We start from the raw sequence: 16,956 nt of genomic DNA on the forward strand, positions 1-16,956 counted from the left end.
GCAACGCGCCCCGCTTGCTCTGCGAGAGGCCGCATGAAAGCATAAACCGTGCCGGACGCTCGTGGGCTTGACCCGAGGATCCTTTCCGTGACGTTCGGCATAGAATGCAGCGGTGCAGAATTCTGTTACCGCTGCAACGCCTTGGCATCACGGAATGGATTCTAGGGTCTGCGCGCGTCGCTTCGCTCCTTGCTCCGCCCTAGAATGACGAACGAGACGTTGGAGCCCCTTCGCATCCCGTCTGCTCTGCCAAGCATTTTCCCTCACGGAGGTGATCGGGCCGGCTTTCGCCTTTCGCCGGCGCCGGCTTGCACGGCCGACCCTATGTCTATCACCGATATATCAGGCGTATCCAGCTTTGAGCCAAACCTCAGCTACCGCCAAATACCATGGCGCCGCAGTCGCCTACCGCTCGTCCTTCAGGCGCCGGCAGAGCTCGTCGAGCTGTTCCAGCGAGCGATAGTTGACCTTGAGCGTGCCACCCTTGCCCTTGTGCTCGATGCTGACGATCATGCCGATCGTGTCGGTCATCAGCTTCTCGAGCGCCAGCGTGTCGGGGTCCTTGTCCGGGGTGCCGGCCGAGGTCTTGGTCTTGGCCGGCGTCGGACCGGCGGGCATTTGCGCCAGCGCTTCGGCCTGGCGCACCGAAAGCCCTTCCTTGACGATGCGCTTGGCGAGCCCGGCCGGGTCTTCGGCGGTGACCAGCGTTCGGGCGTGGCCGGCCGACAAATCGCCGTCGACCAGCATGTCGTGAATGACGTTGGGCAGCTTCAACAGCCTCAGCGTGTTGGCGACATGGCTGCGGCTCTTGCCGATCACCTGGCCGAGATCGGCCTGCGTGTAGCCATGCTCGTCGATGAGCTGCTGGTAGCCTTGCGCCTCCTCGACCGGATTGAGGTCGGCGCGCTGGACGTTCTCGATGATCGCCAGTTCCAGCGCGGTGCGGTCGTTGACGTCGCGCACGATGATCGGGATCTCGGTCAGGCCGGCGCGCTGCGCCGCCCGCCAGCGCCGCTCGCCGGCGATGATCTCGTAGCGGCCGGGCTGCGAGGGCGAGGGGCGCGCCACGACCGGCTGCACCACGCCGTGCTCGCGGATCGACTGGGCCAGATCGGTTAGCTCGGCATCGCCGAAATGCCGACGCGGATTCTTCGGGTTCGGGCTGACGAACTCGATCGGCACCTTGCCGTCGGCCGGCACCGCCGCGCCGGGCTTTTCGGGCGCCGCCGGACGGTCGATCTCGCCGATCAGCGCCGCGAGGCCACGGCCCAGTCTTTTTCTCGATTGGTCTTCGCTCATGAGTTTGTCCAGATCGTTTCGGAATCGAATCGGCTAATTAACCAAGCCGTGCGATGATGTAGCTCAGGCGGCGCGAAGCTTGCGCTCGCGGCGGATCACCTCGGAGGCGAGCTGCAGATAGGCCTGGCTGCCCGAGCATTTCAGGTCATAGAGGATCGCCGGCTTGCCGTAGGACGGCGCCTCCGACACGCGCACATTGCGTGGGATGATCGTCTCATAGACCTTGTCGCCCATATGGGTGCGCACATCCTGCACCACCTGGTTGGCGAGGTTGTTGCGCCCGTCATACATGGTCAGCACGATGCCCTGGATGGTGAGGTCCGGATTGATGGTGTTGCGCACCTGCTCGACCGTCTCCAGCAACTGGCTGAGACCCTCCAGCGCGAAGAACTCGCATTGCAGCGGCACGAGAACGGAATCGGCCGCCGCCATTGAATTCAAAGTCAAAAGGTTGAGTGAGGGCGGGCAGTCGATCAGCACATAGCCGAACGGGGCCGAACGCTCGGAGGCGGCGCGCAGCGCATTGCGCAACTTGAGCACACGGTCGGGCGCCGAGGCGATTTCCATCTCGATGCCGAGAAGGTCCAGCGTCGAGGGTATGATGGAGAGGCCAGGCACGGCCGTCGGCACGGCCGCCTGCTCCAGCTCGAGCTCGCCGGTCAGCACGTCATAGGACGACACCGTGCGATCCTTGCGATCGATGCCGAGCCCGGTGCTGGCATTCCCCTGCGGGTCGAGGTCGACGATCAGCACGCGCTCGCCGATCGCGGCCAGCGCCGTGGCCAGGTTGATGGCCGTCGTCGTCTTGCCGACCCCGCCTTTCTGGTTGGCAACAGTGATGATACGCGGTCCGGTTTTCATGGATTTATGCCAGTAATTCATTGCTGTTTCGCTGGGCGCAAGTCGGTGATGTCGAGGATGACGCCTTCGGCGTCGGTCATGCTCGAATGTTCTACCAGATCGAAGCCCCAGCGGTGAGTGCTTTCTTCCACCTCGGCGCGGTAATCCCGGCCTTTGTGAAAGAGCGCGCGTGCGCCCTTGGTCAGCCATGGCGCCGACAGATCGAGCAGGTCCGGAAGCGCCGCCAGCGCCCTGGCCGTGACGATTTCCGGTGTGGAAACAAGCGCATAGCTGTCGTCGATGCGCCTTGCGACGACTCGCGCCGGCAAACCGAACTGGCCTATGACGGATTGCAGGAATGACGCCTTTTTGCGGTTGCTTTCGACCAGGGCGATCGATGCGCCGAGGCGCTCCGCCAACAGGAAAGCCAGCACCAGGCCGGGAAAACCGCCGCCCGAGCCGAGATCGACCCAGCGTGTCGCGGTGGGTGCGATTCGCGCAAGCTGGGCGCTGTCCAGGATATGACGGCGCCAGACATCGTCCAGCGTCGACGGCGCCGCCAGATTGATGCTGCGGTTCCATTTCAGGAACAGCTGTTCGAAAGCCTGCAGCCGCTCGAATGTTTCACGTGAAACCGAACCCGCTGCTTTCTGCAGGTCCGCCCAGGCATCCGCGCTCACGCCACGTCCCTTCGCGCCGCGAACTCGGCGTTGCGGACATGCGCGACAATGATGGCAAGCGCGGCGGGCGTCATTCCTTCCATGCGCTGCGCATCGGCGATCGACCGCGGCTGGCGCACCTTCATCTTCTGCTTCAGTTCGTTTGACAGTCCCGGAACGTCCGTGAAATCAAGCGCCTCGGGGATGACCCGCGATTCCTCATGCCTGATTTGTGCGGCGTCGGCCTGCTGGCGATCGAGGTAAACCGAATATTTCGCCTCCGTTTCGAGCCGCTCCGCCGTCTTGGCGTCCAGTTCGGCAAAACGCGGCTCGACCCTTGTCAGCCAGGCCATGTCGACGCCCGGATGCGCCAAAAGCGCATAGGCCGAACGGCGCACGCCGTCCTTGTTGATCTCCAGCCCATGCCGCGCCGCTTCGTTCGGCGTAAGCGTCACGGACTTTGCCAGCGCGCGGGCCTCGTCGAGCTTCTGCGCCATCGCGCCAAAACGCTGCAGCCGCTCCGATGACGCGATGCCGAGTTTTTCCGCCAGCGGCGTCAGCCGCTCGTCGGCGTTGTCGGCGCGCAGCGACAACCGGAACTCCGCGCGCGAGGTGAACATGCGATAGGGCTCCGCGATACCCCGGCTGGTCAGGTCGTCGACCATCACGCCGATATAGGCCTCGGTGCGGCTGAGCACGAACGGCTCATCGCCAGATGCCGCCCGCGCCGCGTTGATGCCGGCGAGCAGGCCTTGCGCGCCGGCCTCTTCATAACCGGTCGTGCCGTTGATCTGCCCGGCCAGGAAAAGGCCGGCGATTCGCTTCGTCTCCAGGGTCGTCTTCAGCTCGCGCGGATCGACATGGTCGTATTCGATGGCATAGCCGGGCTGCAGCATCGTCGCCTTTTCCAGCCCGGGGATCGTCTTCAGCATGTCGAGCTGCACGTCTTCCGGCAGCGAGGTCGAGATGCCGTTCGGATAGACGGTGTCGTCGTCGAGGCCTTCGGGCTCGAGGAAGATCTGATGGCCCTCGCGGTCGCCGAACTTGACGATCTTGTCCTCGATCGAGGGACAGTAGCGCGGCCCGATGCCTTCGATCGAGCCGGAATACATGGCCGAACGTCCGAGATTGGCGCGGATCAGCTCATGGGTCGCCGGCATGGTGCGCGTGATGCCGCAATGGATCTGCGGATTGACGATTTTGTCCGTCATCAGCGAGAACGGCACTGGATCCCTGTCGGCCGCTTGGGCGTCCAGCGACGCCCAGTCGATGGTGCGGCCGTCAAGGCGAGGGGGCGTGCCGGTCTTCAGCCGCCCGAGCTTGAAACCCGCGCGCGCCATGGTCACTGACAAGCCCATGCTTGCCTGCTCGTTCATGCGGCCGGCGACGATCTTCTTTTCGCCGATATGGATCAAACCGCGCAGGAACGTGCCGGTGGTCAGCACAACTGCGCCGCAGGCCAGTCGCCGATCGCCCGAAACCAGCACGGCCGCGACGCGGCCATCTTCGATCTCGAGATCGAGAACCTCGCCCTCGACCACGTCGAGATTGGCCGCCCCGCGGATCGCGGCTTGCATGGCAAGTCGGTAGAGCTTGCGGTCGGCTTGGGTGCGCGGACCGCGCACGGCCGGCCCCTTGCGACGGTTGAGCAAGCGAAACTGGATGCCGGCGGCGTCGGCGATGCGCCCCATGAGCCCATCCATGGCGTCGATCTCGCGCACCAGATGCCCCTTGCCGAGACCGCCGATCGCCGGATTGCAGGACATGATGCCGATCGTGTCGAAGCGCAAGGTCACCAGCGCGGTCCTGGCGCCGGCGCGCGCGGCCGCACTTGCCGCCTCGCAACCGGCATGGCCGCCGCCCACCACCACCACATCATAGTGATTGGTCATTTTCCAAGAATCCGCTTTCAGAGATTGGGTTGACAGATGTCCCCGACGGCGGCCGGTGTCAAGGAGAGGGTGGACTCGTTTCACGTGAAACAATGAATGGCGAGCATTGCCATCCCCAGCGGTCAAGTGAGAAGCCGGCGGGACAGCGCCCCCCTCTGTCCTGCCGGACATTCCCCCGAGGGGGAGATTGGCAACTCCGCCGAAGGCGCCATTTCCCTGCAACATCGGTGATTTGGCGAAGACCGCGGGGACATCTGATCTCCCCCTTGTGAGGGAGATGCCCGGCAGGGCAGAGGGGGGGCGCGAAGGAACGCGGCGATCTCGGCTGGCACAGTTCCACACCCCCCTTGCGGCGCCGGCGGTGTTTCACGTGAGTCACTGCCGGGCAGGGGCCAGCCGTGTTTCACGTGAATCACTTGCCAATGCAGAACTGCGAAAAGATGACGTCGAGTAGATCCTCGACATCGACCGCGCCGGTGATCCGGCCGAGCCGATCCGCCGCCAATCGCAGATCCTCAGCCCGCAATTCTTGGCTATCTCCGGCCAGCGCCGCTCGCAGAAAGCCCGTCGTCTCCTTGAGCAATTCGACGTGGCGCAACCTTGACGGCAGGACTTCGCTCGCGTCGCCGGTTGCCTTGGTGGCGCGTTCTCCGATCTCGTCGAGAAGCGCGCCGAGGCCGGTGCCGTCCCTGGACGAAATCACGAGGTCATAGTGGCCAGCGCCGGCTTTCGCGATATCCGACTTGGTCCCGATCCGCAGCAGCGGAGCGCCGCTCGCGACCTCGCCGACGGGAACCGGATCGACCATATCCTCCAGCAACAGGATCAGGTCCGTCTCGCCGGCCTTGGCCATAGCACGATCGATGCCGATCGATTCGACTTTGCCCGCGGCCTCGCGCAACCCGGCCGTATCGACAATGCGCACTTTCAGTCCGTTAAGGTCCATCACGACTTCGAGCAGATCGCGCGTCGTGCCCGGTTCGTCGGTGACGATCGCTGCTTCGCGCCTGGCCAGCGCGTTGAACAGGCTCGACTTGCCGGCATTCGGCGCACCCAGGATTACGACCTCAAAACCGTCGCGAATGATCTCGGCCGCCTTGAACCCTTCGACATGCCGTTCGATCTCGCCGATCATCGTAGCGACGTCGGACCAGACCGCCTCCGAAACGGAGCCCGGCACATCCTCTTCTTCGGCGAAGTCGATCTCCGCTTCGATCATGGCTCGCGCATGGATCAGCCGGCGGCGCCAGCTCGAATAAAGCTCGCTCTGCGCGCCGTCCGCATTGCGCAAGGCGAAGCGGCGCTGCGCTTCCGTCTCTGAATTGACCAGATCGGCGAGCGCCTCGGTCTCGACCAGGTCGAGCTTGCCGTTGAGAAAGGCGCGCCGAGTAAACTCGCCCGGTTCCGCATGCCGCACCCCATCGAACTGCGTGATCGTCTCCAGCATCTTGGCCGTAACGGCTCGGCTGCCATGGACCTGGAATTCGGCGACGTCTTCGCCGGTGAAGCTGCCGGGACCCGGAAAGAAAAGGACAAGCCCGTGGTCGATCGTCGAGCCGTCTGCTGCCTTGAGCTTCCGTAACGTGGTAAACCGACCCTTAACAGGTCCCGCAATCGTTTCGACCACGAATCGAGTCTTGGGGCCGGAAATACGGACGACGGCGATGCCTGCCGGCAAGCGGCCGCTCGACAGCGCAACGATCGAATCCTTTGAAGCCATTGGGGAAACCATTTGCCGGACCTGCCGAACCGCCTAGATTGAAAGATAGAGCACGGCCGAAAGCCGCTTCACACTTTTCGGCATCATGCTCCAGCGTTGATGCATCAGACCCAAAAATGAGCCGCCCATCGTGACCTTACCCGCACGAAACCTGCTTGCCGAAGAGGCCAGCCCCTATCTGCAGCAGCACAGCGACAATCCTGTCCATTGGCGCGGCTGGTCGCCTGCGGCCCTTGCCGAAGCGAAGCAGCTCGGGCGGCCGATCCTGCTCTCCATCGGTTATGCCGCCTGCCACTGGTGCCATGTCATGGCCCACGAAAGTTTCGAGAACGACGCCGTGGCCGCCGTCATGAACCGGCTCTACGTGAATATCAAGGTCGATCGCGAAGAGCGGCCCGACATCGACCAGATCTATATGGCCGCGCTGCATGCCATGGGCGAGCAGGGCGGCTGGCCGCTCACCATGTTTCTGACGCCCGACGGCAAGCCTTTCTGGGGCGGTACCTATTTCCCGCGCGAGGCGCGTTACGGAAGGCCCGGCTTCATCCAGGTGCTGGAAGCGGTCGACAAGGCCTGGCGCGAGAAGCAGCAGAGCCTCGCCGAAAGCGCCGACGGGCTGACCGCCCATGTCGAGCAGCGGCTTGCCGGCGCGACGGGCAAGGCGGTGCTCGACCGCGGCACGCTGGCCGATCTCGCCACCCGCATCGGCGGCATGATCGACCGCGATCTCGGCGGCTTGAAGGGCGCGCCAAAATTCCCCAACGCGCCCTTCATGCACACGCTTTGGCTGTCCTGGCTGCGTGACGGCGAGGCCGCGCATCGCGACGCGGTGCTCGCCAGCCTCGAAAAAATGCTCGCCGGCGGCATCTACGATCATGTCGGCGGCGGTCTCAGCCGCTACTCGACCGACGCCGAATGGCTGGTGCCGCATTTCGAGAAGATGCTCTACGACAACGCCCAGCTCATCCGCCTGTGCAACTGGGCCCACGCGGCCACCCGCAACGGCTTGTTCCGGATACGAATCGAAGAGACCGTCGGCTGGCTGCTGCGCGAGATGCTGGTCGAAGGCGGCGCCTTCGCCGCCAGCCTCGATGCCGACAGCGATGGCGAGGAGGGGCTTTTCTACACATGGAACCGCGACGAAGTCGAAGCCGCGCTCGGCGACGATACGTCGGCCTTCTTTCGGTATTTCGAGCTCGCCGCGCCGCATGGTTGGGAAGGCAAGCCGATCATTCGCCAGAGCGAGGCGCAGCAAGCTCAAGGCATCGCCGACTACGCGCAATTGGCAACTCTGAAGGCAAAACTGTTGGGCGTCCGCGAAGGCCGCGTCAGGCCGGGCCGCGACGGCAAGGCGCTCACCGACTGGAACGGGCTGATGATCGCAGCGCTCGCCGAGGCGGGCCGCTCGCTTGGGCGGCGCGACTGGATTAACGCCGCCGCAAAAGCCTTCGGCCACATCGTCGAGGCGGGCCACGACGAACGGCTGCCGCATTCCATGCTAGGCGCGAAGAGGCTTTTCCCGGCGCTGTCGAGCGATTACGCCGCCATGACCAATGCCGCGATCGCGCTGTTCGAGGCGACCGGCGATCCCGCCTATTCCGATCGCGCCAAGCGCTTCATCGACGAGCTCGACCGCTGGCACCTGGATGAACCAAAGAGCGGCTACTGGCTGACGGCGTCGGACAGCGGCGACGTTCCGATCCGCATCCGCGGTGATGTGGATGAAGCAATCCCGTCCGCCACCAGCCAGATCGTCGAGGCGCTGGTGCGGCTATCATCGCTCACCGGCGACCTCGCTCTCTGGGAAAAGGCGTGGTCGACCGCCGAGCATGCGATGGGCCGCGCCGCGCAGCAGGCCTACGGCCAAGCCGGCATCGTCAACGCATGTGCCCTGGCGCTCGAGCCGCTGAAGCTCGTCATTGTAGACAAGCTGGATTCACCAAGCCTCGTTCCGGTTGCGAATCGAAACCCGGACCCGCGCCGGGCCGACATTGTCGTTCCGGTCGGTTCGGAAGCGAATCGACCGTTATTGCCGGGCGGCGCGTTGCCGCCGACGGACAAGGCGGGCGCCTGGTTCTGCAGCGGGCAGGTGTGTCTACCGGTGGTGACGGATGCGGGTGAATTGGAGAAGCTGTTGCGGCGATAGCGCCCGTCACCTTCTCCCCTTGTGGGAGAAGGTGGATCGGCGCGCAAGCGCCGAGACGGATGAGGGGTGCTCCAGCGGAGTGAGACGCTGGCATTCCCTGGAGCACCCCTCATCCGGCCGCTTCGCGGCCACCTTCTCCCACAAGGGGAGAAGGAGAAGTAGCCCCAATCACGTGTTCATCGAATCGAAGAAGTCCGCGTTGGTCTTGGTCTGCTTGAGCTTGTCGATGAGGAACTCGATCGCGTCGGTGGTGCCCATCGGCGCCAGGATGCGGCGCAGCACGAAGATCTTCTGCAGGTCCGCGCGCGGCACAAGCAGGTCTTCCTTGCGGGTGCCCGACTTGAGGATGTCCATCGCCGGGTAGATGCGTTTGTCGGCCACCTTGCGGTCGAGCTGGATTTCGCAGTTGCCGGTGCCCTTGAACTCTTCGAAGATCACTTCGTCCATGCGGCTGCCCGTATCGATCAGCGCGGTCGCGATGATGGTCAGCGAGCCGCCTTCCTCGATGTTGCGGGCGGCGCCGAAGAAGCGCTTCGGGCGCTGCAGCGCGTTGGCGTCGACACCGCCGGTCAGCACCTTGCCGGATGACGGCACCACGGTGTTGTAGGCACGGCCGAGGCGGGTGATCGAATCGAGCAGGATGACGACGTCGCGGCCATGCTCGACCAGGCGCTTGGCCTTCTCGATCACCATCTCGGCGACCTGCACGTGGCGCGCCGCCGGCTCGTCGAAGGTCGAGGAAATCACCTCGCCCTTCACCGAGCGCTGCATGTCGGTCACTTCCTCCGGGCGCTCGTCGATCAGAAGCACGATCAGATAGCATTCCGGATGGTTGGCGGTGATCGAATGGGCGATGTTCTGCATCAGCACCGTCTTGCCGGTGCGCGGCTGCGCGTTGATCAGCGCGCGCTGTCCCTTGCCGATCGGCGCGACCAGATCGATCACGCGCGGCGAGATGTCCTTCGAGGTCGAATTGTCGATCTCCATCTTCAGCCGCTTGGTCGGGTAGAGCGGCGTCAGATTGTCGAAGTGGATCTTGTGCCGGATCTTCTCCGGGTCGTCGAAATTGATGGTGTTGACCTTGAGCAGCGCGAAATAGCGCTCGCCCTCTTTCGGGCTGCGGATCGGCCCTTCGACCGTATCGCCGGTCTTGAGCGAAAAGCGCCTTATTTGCGACGGCGAGATATAGATGTCGTCGGGACCCGGCAGGTAGTTTGCGTTGGCCGAGCGCAGGAAGCCGAAACCGTCCTGCAGCACCTCGACCACGCCTTCGCCGATGATCTCGACGTCCTGGGCCGCGAGCTTCTTCAGGATCGCGAACATCAGCTCCTGCTTGCGCATGACGCTGGCGTTCTCCACCTCGAGCGTCTCGGCATAAGCGATCAGCTCTGGCGGCTTCTTGTTCTTGAACTCTGCGAGTTTCATTTCTTGCATTAGATAGACTCTGGGTAGGCTTTGGAGAGGGAAATCGGCTGGATGCGACAAATGTCGGGCGCGGCCGAAAGCGAGTAAAAGGGGCGGCGCATGACGGGAAGGAAGACCCGTCTTGTATCGTCGCTCGACTGAAAGAGCAAGCCGCCTTTTGCGGGGCAGGGACCAGGTCTGGGAAAGCCTCAGAACGGCTTCACGATGACCAGGATGACGATGACGATCATCAGTAATGTGGGGATCTCATTGACGATCCGCCAGTGCCTCGCCGGCTTTTCGTTCTTGTCCTCGGCAAATTTCCTGACCGCGCCGGCGAGATAGCCATGCAGCCCCGACATAATGAGCACCAGCGCGATCTTGGCGTGCAGCCAGCCGCCCTGGAATCCAAAGCCTTTCCAGGCAAGCCAAAGCCCGAACACCCAGGTCGCGGTCATCGCCGGATTGATGATTCCCCGCAGCAGCCGGCGCTCCATCACCTTGAAGGTCTCGGACTGCACCGAGCCCCTTTCGGCATCGACATGGTAGACGAAGAGACGCGGCAGATAGAGCATGCCGGCCATCCAGGAAATGACCGCGATCACATGGATCGCCTTGGCCCACGGATAGAAGCTGTCGGGTGCCGCGAGATAAAGCAGCGCCGTCAGCACGACGAGCAGGGCAATGCCGATCGCCATGCGCTTCATCGCCTGGCCAGTGCTGTTCTCGCTGCTCGCGCTGTTCTCGTTGCTTACATCCCTCATTGGCGGCTTCTCACCATTTTCACCATCGCCTCGACATGCGCCACCGGCGTTTCCGGCGTGATGCCGTGGCCGAGATTAAAGACCAGCGGCCCGCCACCCAAAGCCCTCAGGATGGCCTCGACGCCGTCAGAGAGCGCCTTCCCGCCGGCGACTAGGCGCAATGGATCGAGATTGCCTTGCACCGCTCCGTCGCGCTGCAGCTCCTTCGCCATCGACAGCGGCACGGTCCAGTCAAGACCGAGACCGGCAATCCCGGTCTTTCTCCTGTAGTCGCGATAGCGTTCGCCCGCGCCCTTCGGGAAACCGATCACCGGCACGTCGGGGTGAACCGCCTTCACTTGGGCGACGATCTCGGCCACCGGCTCGACGCAGAAGGCCTCGAAGGACGGCTCGTCCAGCACGCCCGACCACGAATCGAAAATCTGCACCGCATCGGCGCCGGCTTCGATCTGGCGGATGAGATAGGCGGCCGAATGGTCGGCCAATGTCTTCAGAAGCCGCGCGAAGGCCTCGGGCTCGCGATAGGCGAATAGCCGGGCAGGGCCCTGGTCGGGCGTGCCGTGGCCGGCGATCATATAGGTCGCCACCGTCCACGGCGCGCCGCAGAAGCCGAGCAGCGTCGTCTCATCGGGCAGTTTCGCCCGCAGCCGGCGCACGGTCTCGTAGACCGGTTCGAGATTCACGTGAAACATGTCGCCGTTCAGCGCCGCAATCTCGGTCGCCGAGATCGGCTTCAGGACCGGTCCGCGGCCCTCCTCGAAGCGAACCTCGCGCCCCAGGGCATTGGGCACGACGAGAATGTCGGAGAACAGGATCGAAGCGTCGAAGCCGAAGCGTTCGATCGGCTGCAGCGTCACCTCGACGGCAAGGTCCGGATCGTAGCAGAGATCGAGGAAGGATCCCGCCCGCTTCCTTGTCTCGCGATATTCGGGAAGATAGCGGCCCGCCTGGCGCATCACCCAGAGCGGCGGCGGTGAAACCGGCTCGCCCTTGAGGACGTCGAGCATGATCCGTTTCCCAGCCATCCAGGCTCGTCCTCTCCGCTTCTCTTAAATCAAATATCTATTTTAAAAGAGTCTTCTGATTCTAAGAGTCTGTTGGTTGTGATGGTTGCGACCTGTCCAGCGTCCGAGCCGAAAAGGCCAGTCAGCATATTGTCGCGTACTCGCTTTCGCAATTTGGAGGGTTCTGGGGACGAAGCGGATTCCAGCTTTGGAGTCAAAAGCTTGGGCTTTCCGTTCCGAACTTCCCCCTGTGGACGAGATCGGCAAGGAAAACTTGATCCCCGGTTTTGTCCCCAGCGCCGCGACAAAGCCTACAGCGGGTCGAATTGTGGACAAGCGGCCATCTGATACAGTCGCCTCCTTGCCCAAGGCTTGCCCATCCAGCCTTGTCCACAATTGCCCACAGCCTGGACCCATCCCCTGTGAACAAACCTCAGAGCTTCTTCCATCTGCATCTGATCTCCGACGCCACGGGCGAGACGCTGCTGGCTGCCGGCCGCGCGGCGTCCGCGCAATACAAGGATGCGCGCGCCATCGAGCACATCTATCCGCTGATCCGCACGGAAAAGCAGATAGCCAAGGTCTTCGAGGACATCGAGGAGGAGCCCGGCATTATTCTCTATACGGTCGTCGACCAGAAGCTGGCGCGTTCGATCGATGAGCGCTGCGCGGCCATGGGCCTGCCTTGCGTCTCGGTGCTGGAACCGGTGCTGACCGTCTTCCAGTCCTATCTCGGCACGCCGGCCGGTCGCCGCGTCGGCGCCCAGCACGTGCTCGACGCCGAATATTTCCGCCGCATCGATGCGCTGAACTTCACCATGGAGCATGATGACGGCCAGCTGCCGGCCAATATGGACGATGCCGATATCGTGCTGATCGGCATTTCGCGCACCTCGAAGACGCCGACCAGCATCTATCTCGCCAATCGCGGCATTAAGACCGCCAATATCCCGATCGTGCTCGGCGTGCCGCTGCCCGAAAGCCTGATCGCCGCCAAGACGCCTTTGGTCGTCGGCCTGGTCGCCACGGCCGAGCGCATCTCGCATGTGAGGCAAAACCGCATCCTCGGCAACAGCGCCGCCTTCGTGCCGACCGATTATGTCGACCGCGCCGCGATCAACGAGGAGCTCGCCTATGCCCGCCAGCTCTGCACGCGGCACGGCTGGCCGATGATCGACGTCAGCCGCCGCTCCATCGAGGAAACGGCCGCGGCGATCGTTGCCCTGCGGGGCAAGACGCGCTAGGGCAAGCGACATAAGTGAGCACTCCGTCCAGCACCCCTCATCCGACCGAGCTTCGCTCGGCCACCTTCTCCCACAAGGGGAGAAGGAAGAACGCGGCGCCAGCGTCCTGTGATTGCCGCTAGGCGGCGATTTGCGGTGACGTTGGACTTTCCTTCTCCCCTTGTGGGAGAAGGTGGATCGGCGCGATAGCGCCGAGACGGATGAGGGGTGCTGGACGGATCGCAACCGTTGGATGAACCATCATGCCCGAAAAGATCATCCTCGCCTCCGGCAGCCCATTCCGAAAAGCCATGCTCGTCAGCGCCGGCCTCGACATCGAGGCGGTGCCGGCAAATGTCGACGAGCGCGCGCTCGAGGCTCCGCTGAAGGACAGCGGTGTTTCACCGGAGGATGTCGCGTCGATCCTGGCCGAGGCCAAGGCGACTGAGGTCAGCGAGCGCAGGCCGGGCGCCCTGGTGCTCGGCTGCGACCAGACCCTGTCGCTGGGCGATGAGATTTTTCACAAGCCCGCCGACATGGAAGGCGCCCGCCGCCACCTCCTGGCCTTGTCCGGCAAGACGCATCAGTTGAACAGCGCCGCCGTGCTTTGCCGCGACGGCGAGGTGCTGTGGCGGCATGTCGGCGTCGCCAGCCTCACCATGCGCAAGCTCGACCCCGGCTTCATCGGCAGGCATCTGGCGCGCGTCGGCGCCAAGGCGCTCTCCAGTGTCGGCGCCTACCAGATCGAGGGTGAAGGCATCCAGCTGTTCGAGAAGATCGAGGGTGACTATTTCACCATCGTCGGCCTGCCGCTGCTGCCGCTGCTGAAGGAGCTGCGCGCATTGGGAGCCATCGATGGCTGAGAAAAAGGCCTTCGTCACCGGACATCCGATCGCCCATTCGCGCTCGCCGAAGATCCACGGCTATTGGCTGGCCAAATACGGCATCGACGGCAGCTACCAGGCGATCGACGTCGCGCCGGCGTATTTCGCCGCCTTTCTGAAATCTCTCGGCGAGAACGGCTACCGCGGCGGCAATGTCACCATTCCGCACAAGGAAGCCGCCTTCGCCGGCGTCGCCCGCCGCGACCATGCGGCCGATGAAATCCGCGCGGTCAACACGTTGTGGTTCGAGGATGGCCTTCTGTGGGGCGGCAACACGGACGCCTACGGTTTCGCCGCCAACCTCGACGACCAAGCGCCGGGCTGGGCGGTCAATGGACCGGCCGTGGTTCTGGGCGCCGGCGGCGCCTCCCGCGCGGTCATCCATGCGCTGAAAGAGCGTGGCATCAAGGATATCCGCATCGTCAATCGGACGCTCGCGAGAGCCGAGCAACTCAGCCGCCATTTCGGCGCCGGGGTCTCGGCGCATGGCGCGGGCGCGCTCAGTGAGCTGCTTGCCGATGCCGGCCTGCTCGTCAACACCACCTCGCTCGGCATGCATGGTGACGCGACGCTCTCCGCCGATCCGGCCGGCTTGCCCGGCCATGCCATCGTCACCGACATTGTCTATGTGCCGTTGGAAACGCCCTTGCTTGCCGCCGCCAGGGCGCGCGGCCTGAAGACGGTCGATGGTCTCGGCATGCTGCTGCATCAGGCCGTGCCCGGTTTCGAACGCTGGTTCGGCAGGAAACCCGAAGTGACGCCCGAATTGCGGCGCATGATCGTCGCCGACATCGAGGGCCGTCGATGATCGTGCTCGGCCTCACCGGATCGATCGGCATGGGCAAGTCCACCACGGCGAAAATGTTCGCCGAGGCCGGCGTGCCGGTGCATGATTCCGACGAGACCGTGCATCGCCTTTATTCCGGCAAGGCAGCCCCTCTGGTCGAGGCGGCCTTTCCGGGCACGACGCAAGCGGGCGCGGTCGATCGGGCCAAGCTTGCAGAGAAGGTGCTCGCCGATCCGGCCGCGCTGAAGCGGCTCGAGGCAATCATTCACCCGCTGGTGCGCGCCGACGCCGACGCGTTTCTCGCAACGCATCGCGCCGCCGCCGCGCCGCTCGCCGTGCTCGACATCCCGCTGCTGTTCGAAACCGGCGGCCGCAGCCGCGTCGACAAGGTCGTGGTCGTCACCGCGTCGCCCGAAGTCCAGCGCGCGCGCGTGCTTGCGAGGCCGGGCATGAGCGAGGAGAAGTTTTCATCCATCCTCGCCAGGCAGGTGCCCGACGCCGAAAAGCGTCGCCAGGCCGATTTCATCATCGACACCGGCCACGGCTTCGAAGCCGCGCGAAAGGCGGTCGAGGCGATCGTCGCCGAACTCTCAGGGGAAAAGTCCGACAAAGCCGGCTCCTGACATACAGCGCCGCGTCCGTTCGAACGCGCAAAGGACGCTGTAACGCTTTGATTTTGCGCATGATCCTTTTCCGAAAATCGATTCCGATTTTCGCAGGTCATGCGTTAGGCCGTCACCAGTCCCCATTGCCATTTTGTTCCGGTGTATGATTCTGCTCGTTTGGAAAGTGAACTGATTCGAATGCGTGAGATCATCTTCGATACGGAAACCACCGGCCTCGATTTGCGCGACGACCGCATCATCGAGCTTGGCGGCGTCGAGCTGGTCAACCGCTTCCCGACCGGCCGCACCTTCCACAAATTCATCAATCCGCAGGGGCGCGCGATCCATGCCGAGGCGCAGGCCGTGCACGGCATCAGCGCCGCCGACCTTGTCGGCAAGCCGACTTTCGCCGAAATTGCGCAGGAATGGCTGGACTTCACCGACGGCGCCCGGCTGATCGCCCACAACGCAACCTTCGATATCGGCTTCCTCAACCTCGAATTCAGCCGGCTCGAGCAAGCTGCCATCGATCCCGGCCGCGTGGTCGACACGCTGGCGCTGGCGCGCCGCAAGCATCCGATGGGACCGAACTCGCTCGACGCGCTCTGCCGGCGCTACGGCATCGACAACACCCGCCGCACCAAGCACGGCGCGCTGCTCGACTCCGAACTGCTGGCCGAGGTCTATATCGAGCTCATCGGCGGCAAGCAGGCGGCGCTGGTGCTGGAGTCCGTGGCGGTGCACATGAACGGCGCCGGCGAGGTGGCCGATATCGACATCTCGATCGGCGCCCGGCCCATCGCCCTGCCGCCGCGGCTCAGTGAAACGGATCGGGCGGCGCATGCCGGGCTGGTCGCGACGCTCGGCGAAAAGGCGCTGTGGCTGAAAGTGGCGGTGGGTTGAGGGCGCTATTGGCGCTGACGTTGGAGATTGGCCTCCGTGACGTCGTCATACTCGGGCTTGACTCGAGTATCCATGCCGTGACCTTTGCCGTAGGGTGCAACGGAGCAGAATTCTGTAACCGTCGCAACGCCTTGGCGTAACGGCATGGATTCCAGGGTCTGCGCGCGTCGCTCCGCTCCTTGCTCCGCCCTGGAATGACGACCGGGATGTAAGCCAATGGCTAATCGCGTCGCTTGACGCGCCCCACGATAAGGGTCACGGCATGGATCCTCGGGACAAGCCCGAAGATGACGGCCTCGTGTTGGCCTTCGCCGATAAACCTCATATGCGATTGCCCCTTGCTAATCCGTTCGCGATCTGTCGCGGCAAGCCATTGAACGGTTGGTGCTGTCGAAGGATCGCGTTAGTTTGATCGCGCGGGGCTACCGCGCCCAAACCCGCCTGCAAAGGACCGCGATGACCGGACCCAATCCCAACGTCAAGCATCCGATTGCGATGCATCCGCGCGTCGGTTTCCTGAAGGGATTGGTGACGTCGCCCAACATCGAGATCGGCGACTTCACCTACTATGACGACCCCGACGGTCCCGACAAATTCGCCGAGAAATGCGTGCTGCATCACTACGACTTCATCGGCGACAAGCTGATCATCGGCAAGTTCTGCGCCATCGCCGAAGGCGCGCGTTTTATCATGAACGGCGCCAACCACGCCATGTCGGGCTTCTCGACCTATCCGTTCAACATCTTCGGCCATGGCTGGGAGGAAGGCTTTGACCCGCAGACCTGGTCGAAGGAGATCCGCGGCGACACCACGATCTACAATGACG

General features: G+C 63.8%; 14 protein-coding genes and 1 pseudogene. 7 read left to right on the forward strand and 8 right to left on the reverse strand.

Annotation, left to right across the window (positions count from 1 at the left end; all coding sequences use genetic code 11):
• Nucleotides 1-405: 405 nt before the first annotated feature.
• From FJ980_RS24205 to mnmE, 5 genes are all read right to left on the reverse strand, one after another.
• On the reverse strand, nucleotides 406-1,299 hold the full coding sequence (locus FJ980_RS24205; RefSeq protein ID WP_140546245.1) for a ParB/RepB/Spo0J family partition protein: 894 nt from the start codon (nucleotides 1,297-1,299) through the stop codon (nucleotides 406-408).
• 63 nt (nucleotides 1,300-1,362) lie between these two features.
• On the reverse strand, nucleotides 1,363-2,160 hold the full coding sequence (locus FJ980_RS24210) for a ParA family protein (protein WP_095769880.1): 798 nt from the start codon (nucleotides 2,158-2,160) through the stop codon (nucleotides 1,363-1,365).
• Between the two features lie 17 nt (nucleotides 2,161-2,177).
• On the reverse strand, nucleotides 2,178-2,819 hold the full coding sequence (gene rsmG, locus FJ980_RS24215) for a 16S rRNA (guanine(527)-N(7))-methyltransferase RsmG (protein ID WP_140546246.1): 642 nt from the start codon (nucleotides 2,817-2,819) through the stop codon (nucleotides 2,178-2,180).
• Nucleotides 2,816-4,690, reverse strand: a complete 1,875-nt coding sequence (gene mnmG / locus FJ980_RS24220) for a tRNA uridine-5-carboxymethylaminomethyl(34) synthesis enzyme MnmG (RefSeq protein WP_140546247.1) — start codon at nucleotides 4,688-4,690, stop codon at nucleotides 2,816-2,818. Before mnmG ends, rsmG begins: the two co-directional genes overlap by 4 nt.
• Nucleotides 4,691-5,102: 412 nt before the next feature.
• Entirely contained in the window at nucleotides 5,103-6,410 is a 1,308-nt protein-coding gene (mnmE, locus tag FJ980_RS24225) for a tRNA uridine-5-carboxymethylaminomethyl(34) synthesis GTPase MnmE (protein ID WP_140546248.1), read from the reverse strand.
• A 130-nt stretch (nucleotides 6,411-6,540) separates the two neighbouring features.
• On the opposite strand from mnmE, the gene FJ980_RS24230 reads away from it, so the two are divergent.
• Nucleotides 6,541-8,556, forward strand: coding sequence for a thioredoxin domain-containing protein (locus FJ980_RS24230; protein ID WP_140546249.1), 2,016 nt, complete (start codon nucleotides 6,541-6,543; stop codon nucleotides 8,554-8,556).
• Nucleotides 8,557-8,724: 168 nt separating this feature from the next.
• Here the strand turns inward: FJ980_RS24230 and rho are convergent, their stop codons facing one another.
• The 3 genes from rho to hemE form a co-directional block, all read right to left on the reverse strand.
• Entirely contained in the window at nucleotides 8,725-9,990 is a 1,266-nt protein-coding gene (gene rho, locus FJ980_RS24235; protein ID WP_095769513.1) for a transcription termination factor Rho, read from the reverse strand.
• Nucleotides 9,991-10,169: 179 nt separating this feature from the next.
• Complete coding sequence (gene hemJ, locus FJ980_RS24240; protein WP_140546250.1) at nucleotides 10,170-10,724, reverse strand: protoporphyrinogen oxidase HemJ; 555 nt, start codon at nucleotides 10,722-10,724, stop codon at nucleotides 10,170-10,172.
• Complete coding sequence (gene hemE, locus FJ980_RS24245) at nucleotides 10,721-11,749, reverse strand: uroporphyrinogen decarboxylase (RefSeq protein ID WP_140546251.1); 1,029 nt, start codon at nucleotides 11,747-11,749, stop codon at nucleotides 10,721-10,723. The genes hemJ and hemE overlap by 4 nt, the downstream gene beginning before the upstream one ends.
• 401 nt (nucleotides 11,750-12,150) lie before the next feature.
• Here hemE and FJ980_RS24250 point away from each other — a divergent pair, with 401 nt between their 5' ends.
• From FJ980_RS24250 to FJ980_RS24275, 6 genes and pseudogenes are all read left to right on the forward strand, one after another.
• Nucleotides 12,151-12,972, forward strand: coding sequence for a pyruvate, water dikinase regulatory protein (locus FJ980_RS24250; protein ID WP_095769510.1), 822 nt, complete (start codon nucleotides 12,151-12,153; stop codon nucleotides 12,970-12,972).
• A gap of 242 nt (nucleotides 12,973-13,214) precedes the next feature.
• A complete protein-coding gene (locus FJ980_RS24255) occupies nucleotides 13,215-13,814 on the forward strand; it encodes a Maf-like protein (RefSeq protein WP_140546252.1) in 600 nt (199 codons plus the stop codon).
• On the forward strand, nucleotides 13,807-14,643 hold the full coding sequence (locus FJ980_RS24260; RefSeq protein WP_140546253.1) for a shikimate dehydrogenase: 837 nt from the start codon (nucleotides 13,807-13,809) through the stop codon (nucleotides 14,641-14,643). Before FJ980_RS24255 ends, FJ980_RS24260 begins: the two co-directional genes overlap by 8 nt.
• Nucleotides 14,640-15,245 carry a dephospho-CoA kinase gene (gene coaE, locus FJ980_RS24265; RefSeq protein WP_140546254.1) on the forward strand — a complete coding sequence of 202 codons (606 nt, stop codon included), beginning with the start codon at nucleotides 14,640-14,642 and terminating at the stop codon, nucleotides 15,243-15,245. Before FJ980_RS24260 ends, coaE begins: the two co-directional genes overlap by 4 nt.
• Nucleotides 15,246-15,425: 180 nt before the next feature.
• Nucleotides 15,426-16,130: a DNA polymerase III subunit epsilon gene (gene dnaQ, locus FJ980_RS24270; protein ID WP_140546255.1), complete on the forward strand. Its 705-nt coding sequence runs from the start codon at nucleotides 15,426-15,428 to the stop codon at nucleotides 16,128-16,130.
• Between the two features lie 456 nt (nucleotides 16,131-16,586).
• Nucleotides 16,587-16,956, forward strand: a pseudogene (locus tag FJ980_RS24275) (chloramphenicol acetyltransferase); the annotation flags it as partial.

Origin of the sequence: Mesorhizobium sp. B1-1-5 (assembly GCF_006443065.1) — a bacterium.
Lineage (GTDB): Bacteria > Pseudomonadota > Alphaproteobacteria > Rhizobiales > Rhizobiaceae > Mesorhizobium.

Bases quoted from the DNA above. Each gene is read 5' to 3' on its own strand.
- FJ980_RS24210 (WP_095769880.1), bottom strand. From the start codon at position 2,160: ATGAAAACCGGACCGCGTATCATCACTGTTGCCAACCAGAAAGGCGGG.
- coaE (WP_140546254.1), top strand. From the start codon at position 14,640: ATGATCGTGCTCGGCCTCACCGGATCGATCGGCATGGGCAAGTCCACC.
- dnaQ (WP_140546255.1), top strand. From the start codon at position 15,426: ATGCGTGAGATCATCTTCGATACGGAAACCACCGGCCTCGATTTGCGC.
- FJ980_RS24255 (WP_140546252.1), top strand. From the start codon at position 13,215: ATGCCCGAAAAGATCATCCTCGCCTCCGGCAGCCCATTCCGAAAAGCC.
- mnmG (WP_140546247.1), bottom strand. From the start codon at position 4,690: ATGACCAATCACTATGATGTGGTGGTGGTGGGCGGCGGCCATGCCGGT.
- hemJ (WP_140546250.1), bottom strand. From the start codon at position 10,724: ATGAGGGATGTAAGCAACGAGAACAGCGCGAGCAGCGAGAACAGCACT.
- hemE (WP_140546251.1), bottom strand. From the start codon at position 11,749: ATGGCTGGGAAACGGATCATGCTCGACGTCCTCAAGGGCGAGCCGGTT.
- FJ980_RS24260 (WP_140546253.1), top strand. From the start codon at position 13,807: ATGGCTGAGAAAAAGGCCTTCGTCACCGGACATCCGATCGCCCATTCG.
- rho (WP_095769513.1), bottom strand. From the start codon at position 9,990: ATGCAAGAAATGAAACTCGCAGAGTTCAAGAACAAGAAGCCGCCAGAG.
- FJ980_RS24205 (WP_140546245.1), bottom strand. From the start codon at position 1,299: ATGAGCGAAGACCAATCGAGAAAAAGACTGGGCCGTGGCCTCGCGGCG.
- mnmE (WP_140546248.1), bottom strand. From the start codon at position 6,410: ATGGCTTCAAAGGATTCGATCGTTGCGCTGTCGAGCGGCCGCTTGCCG.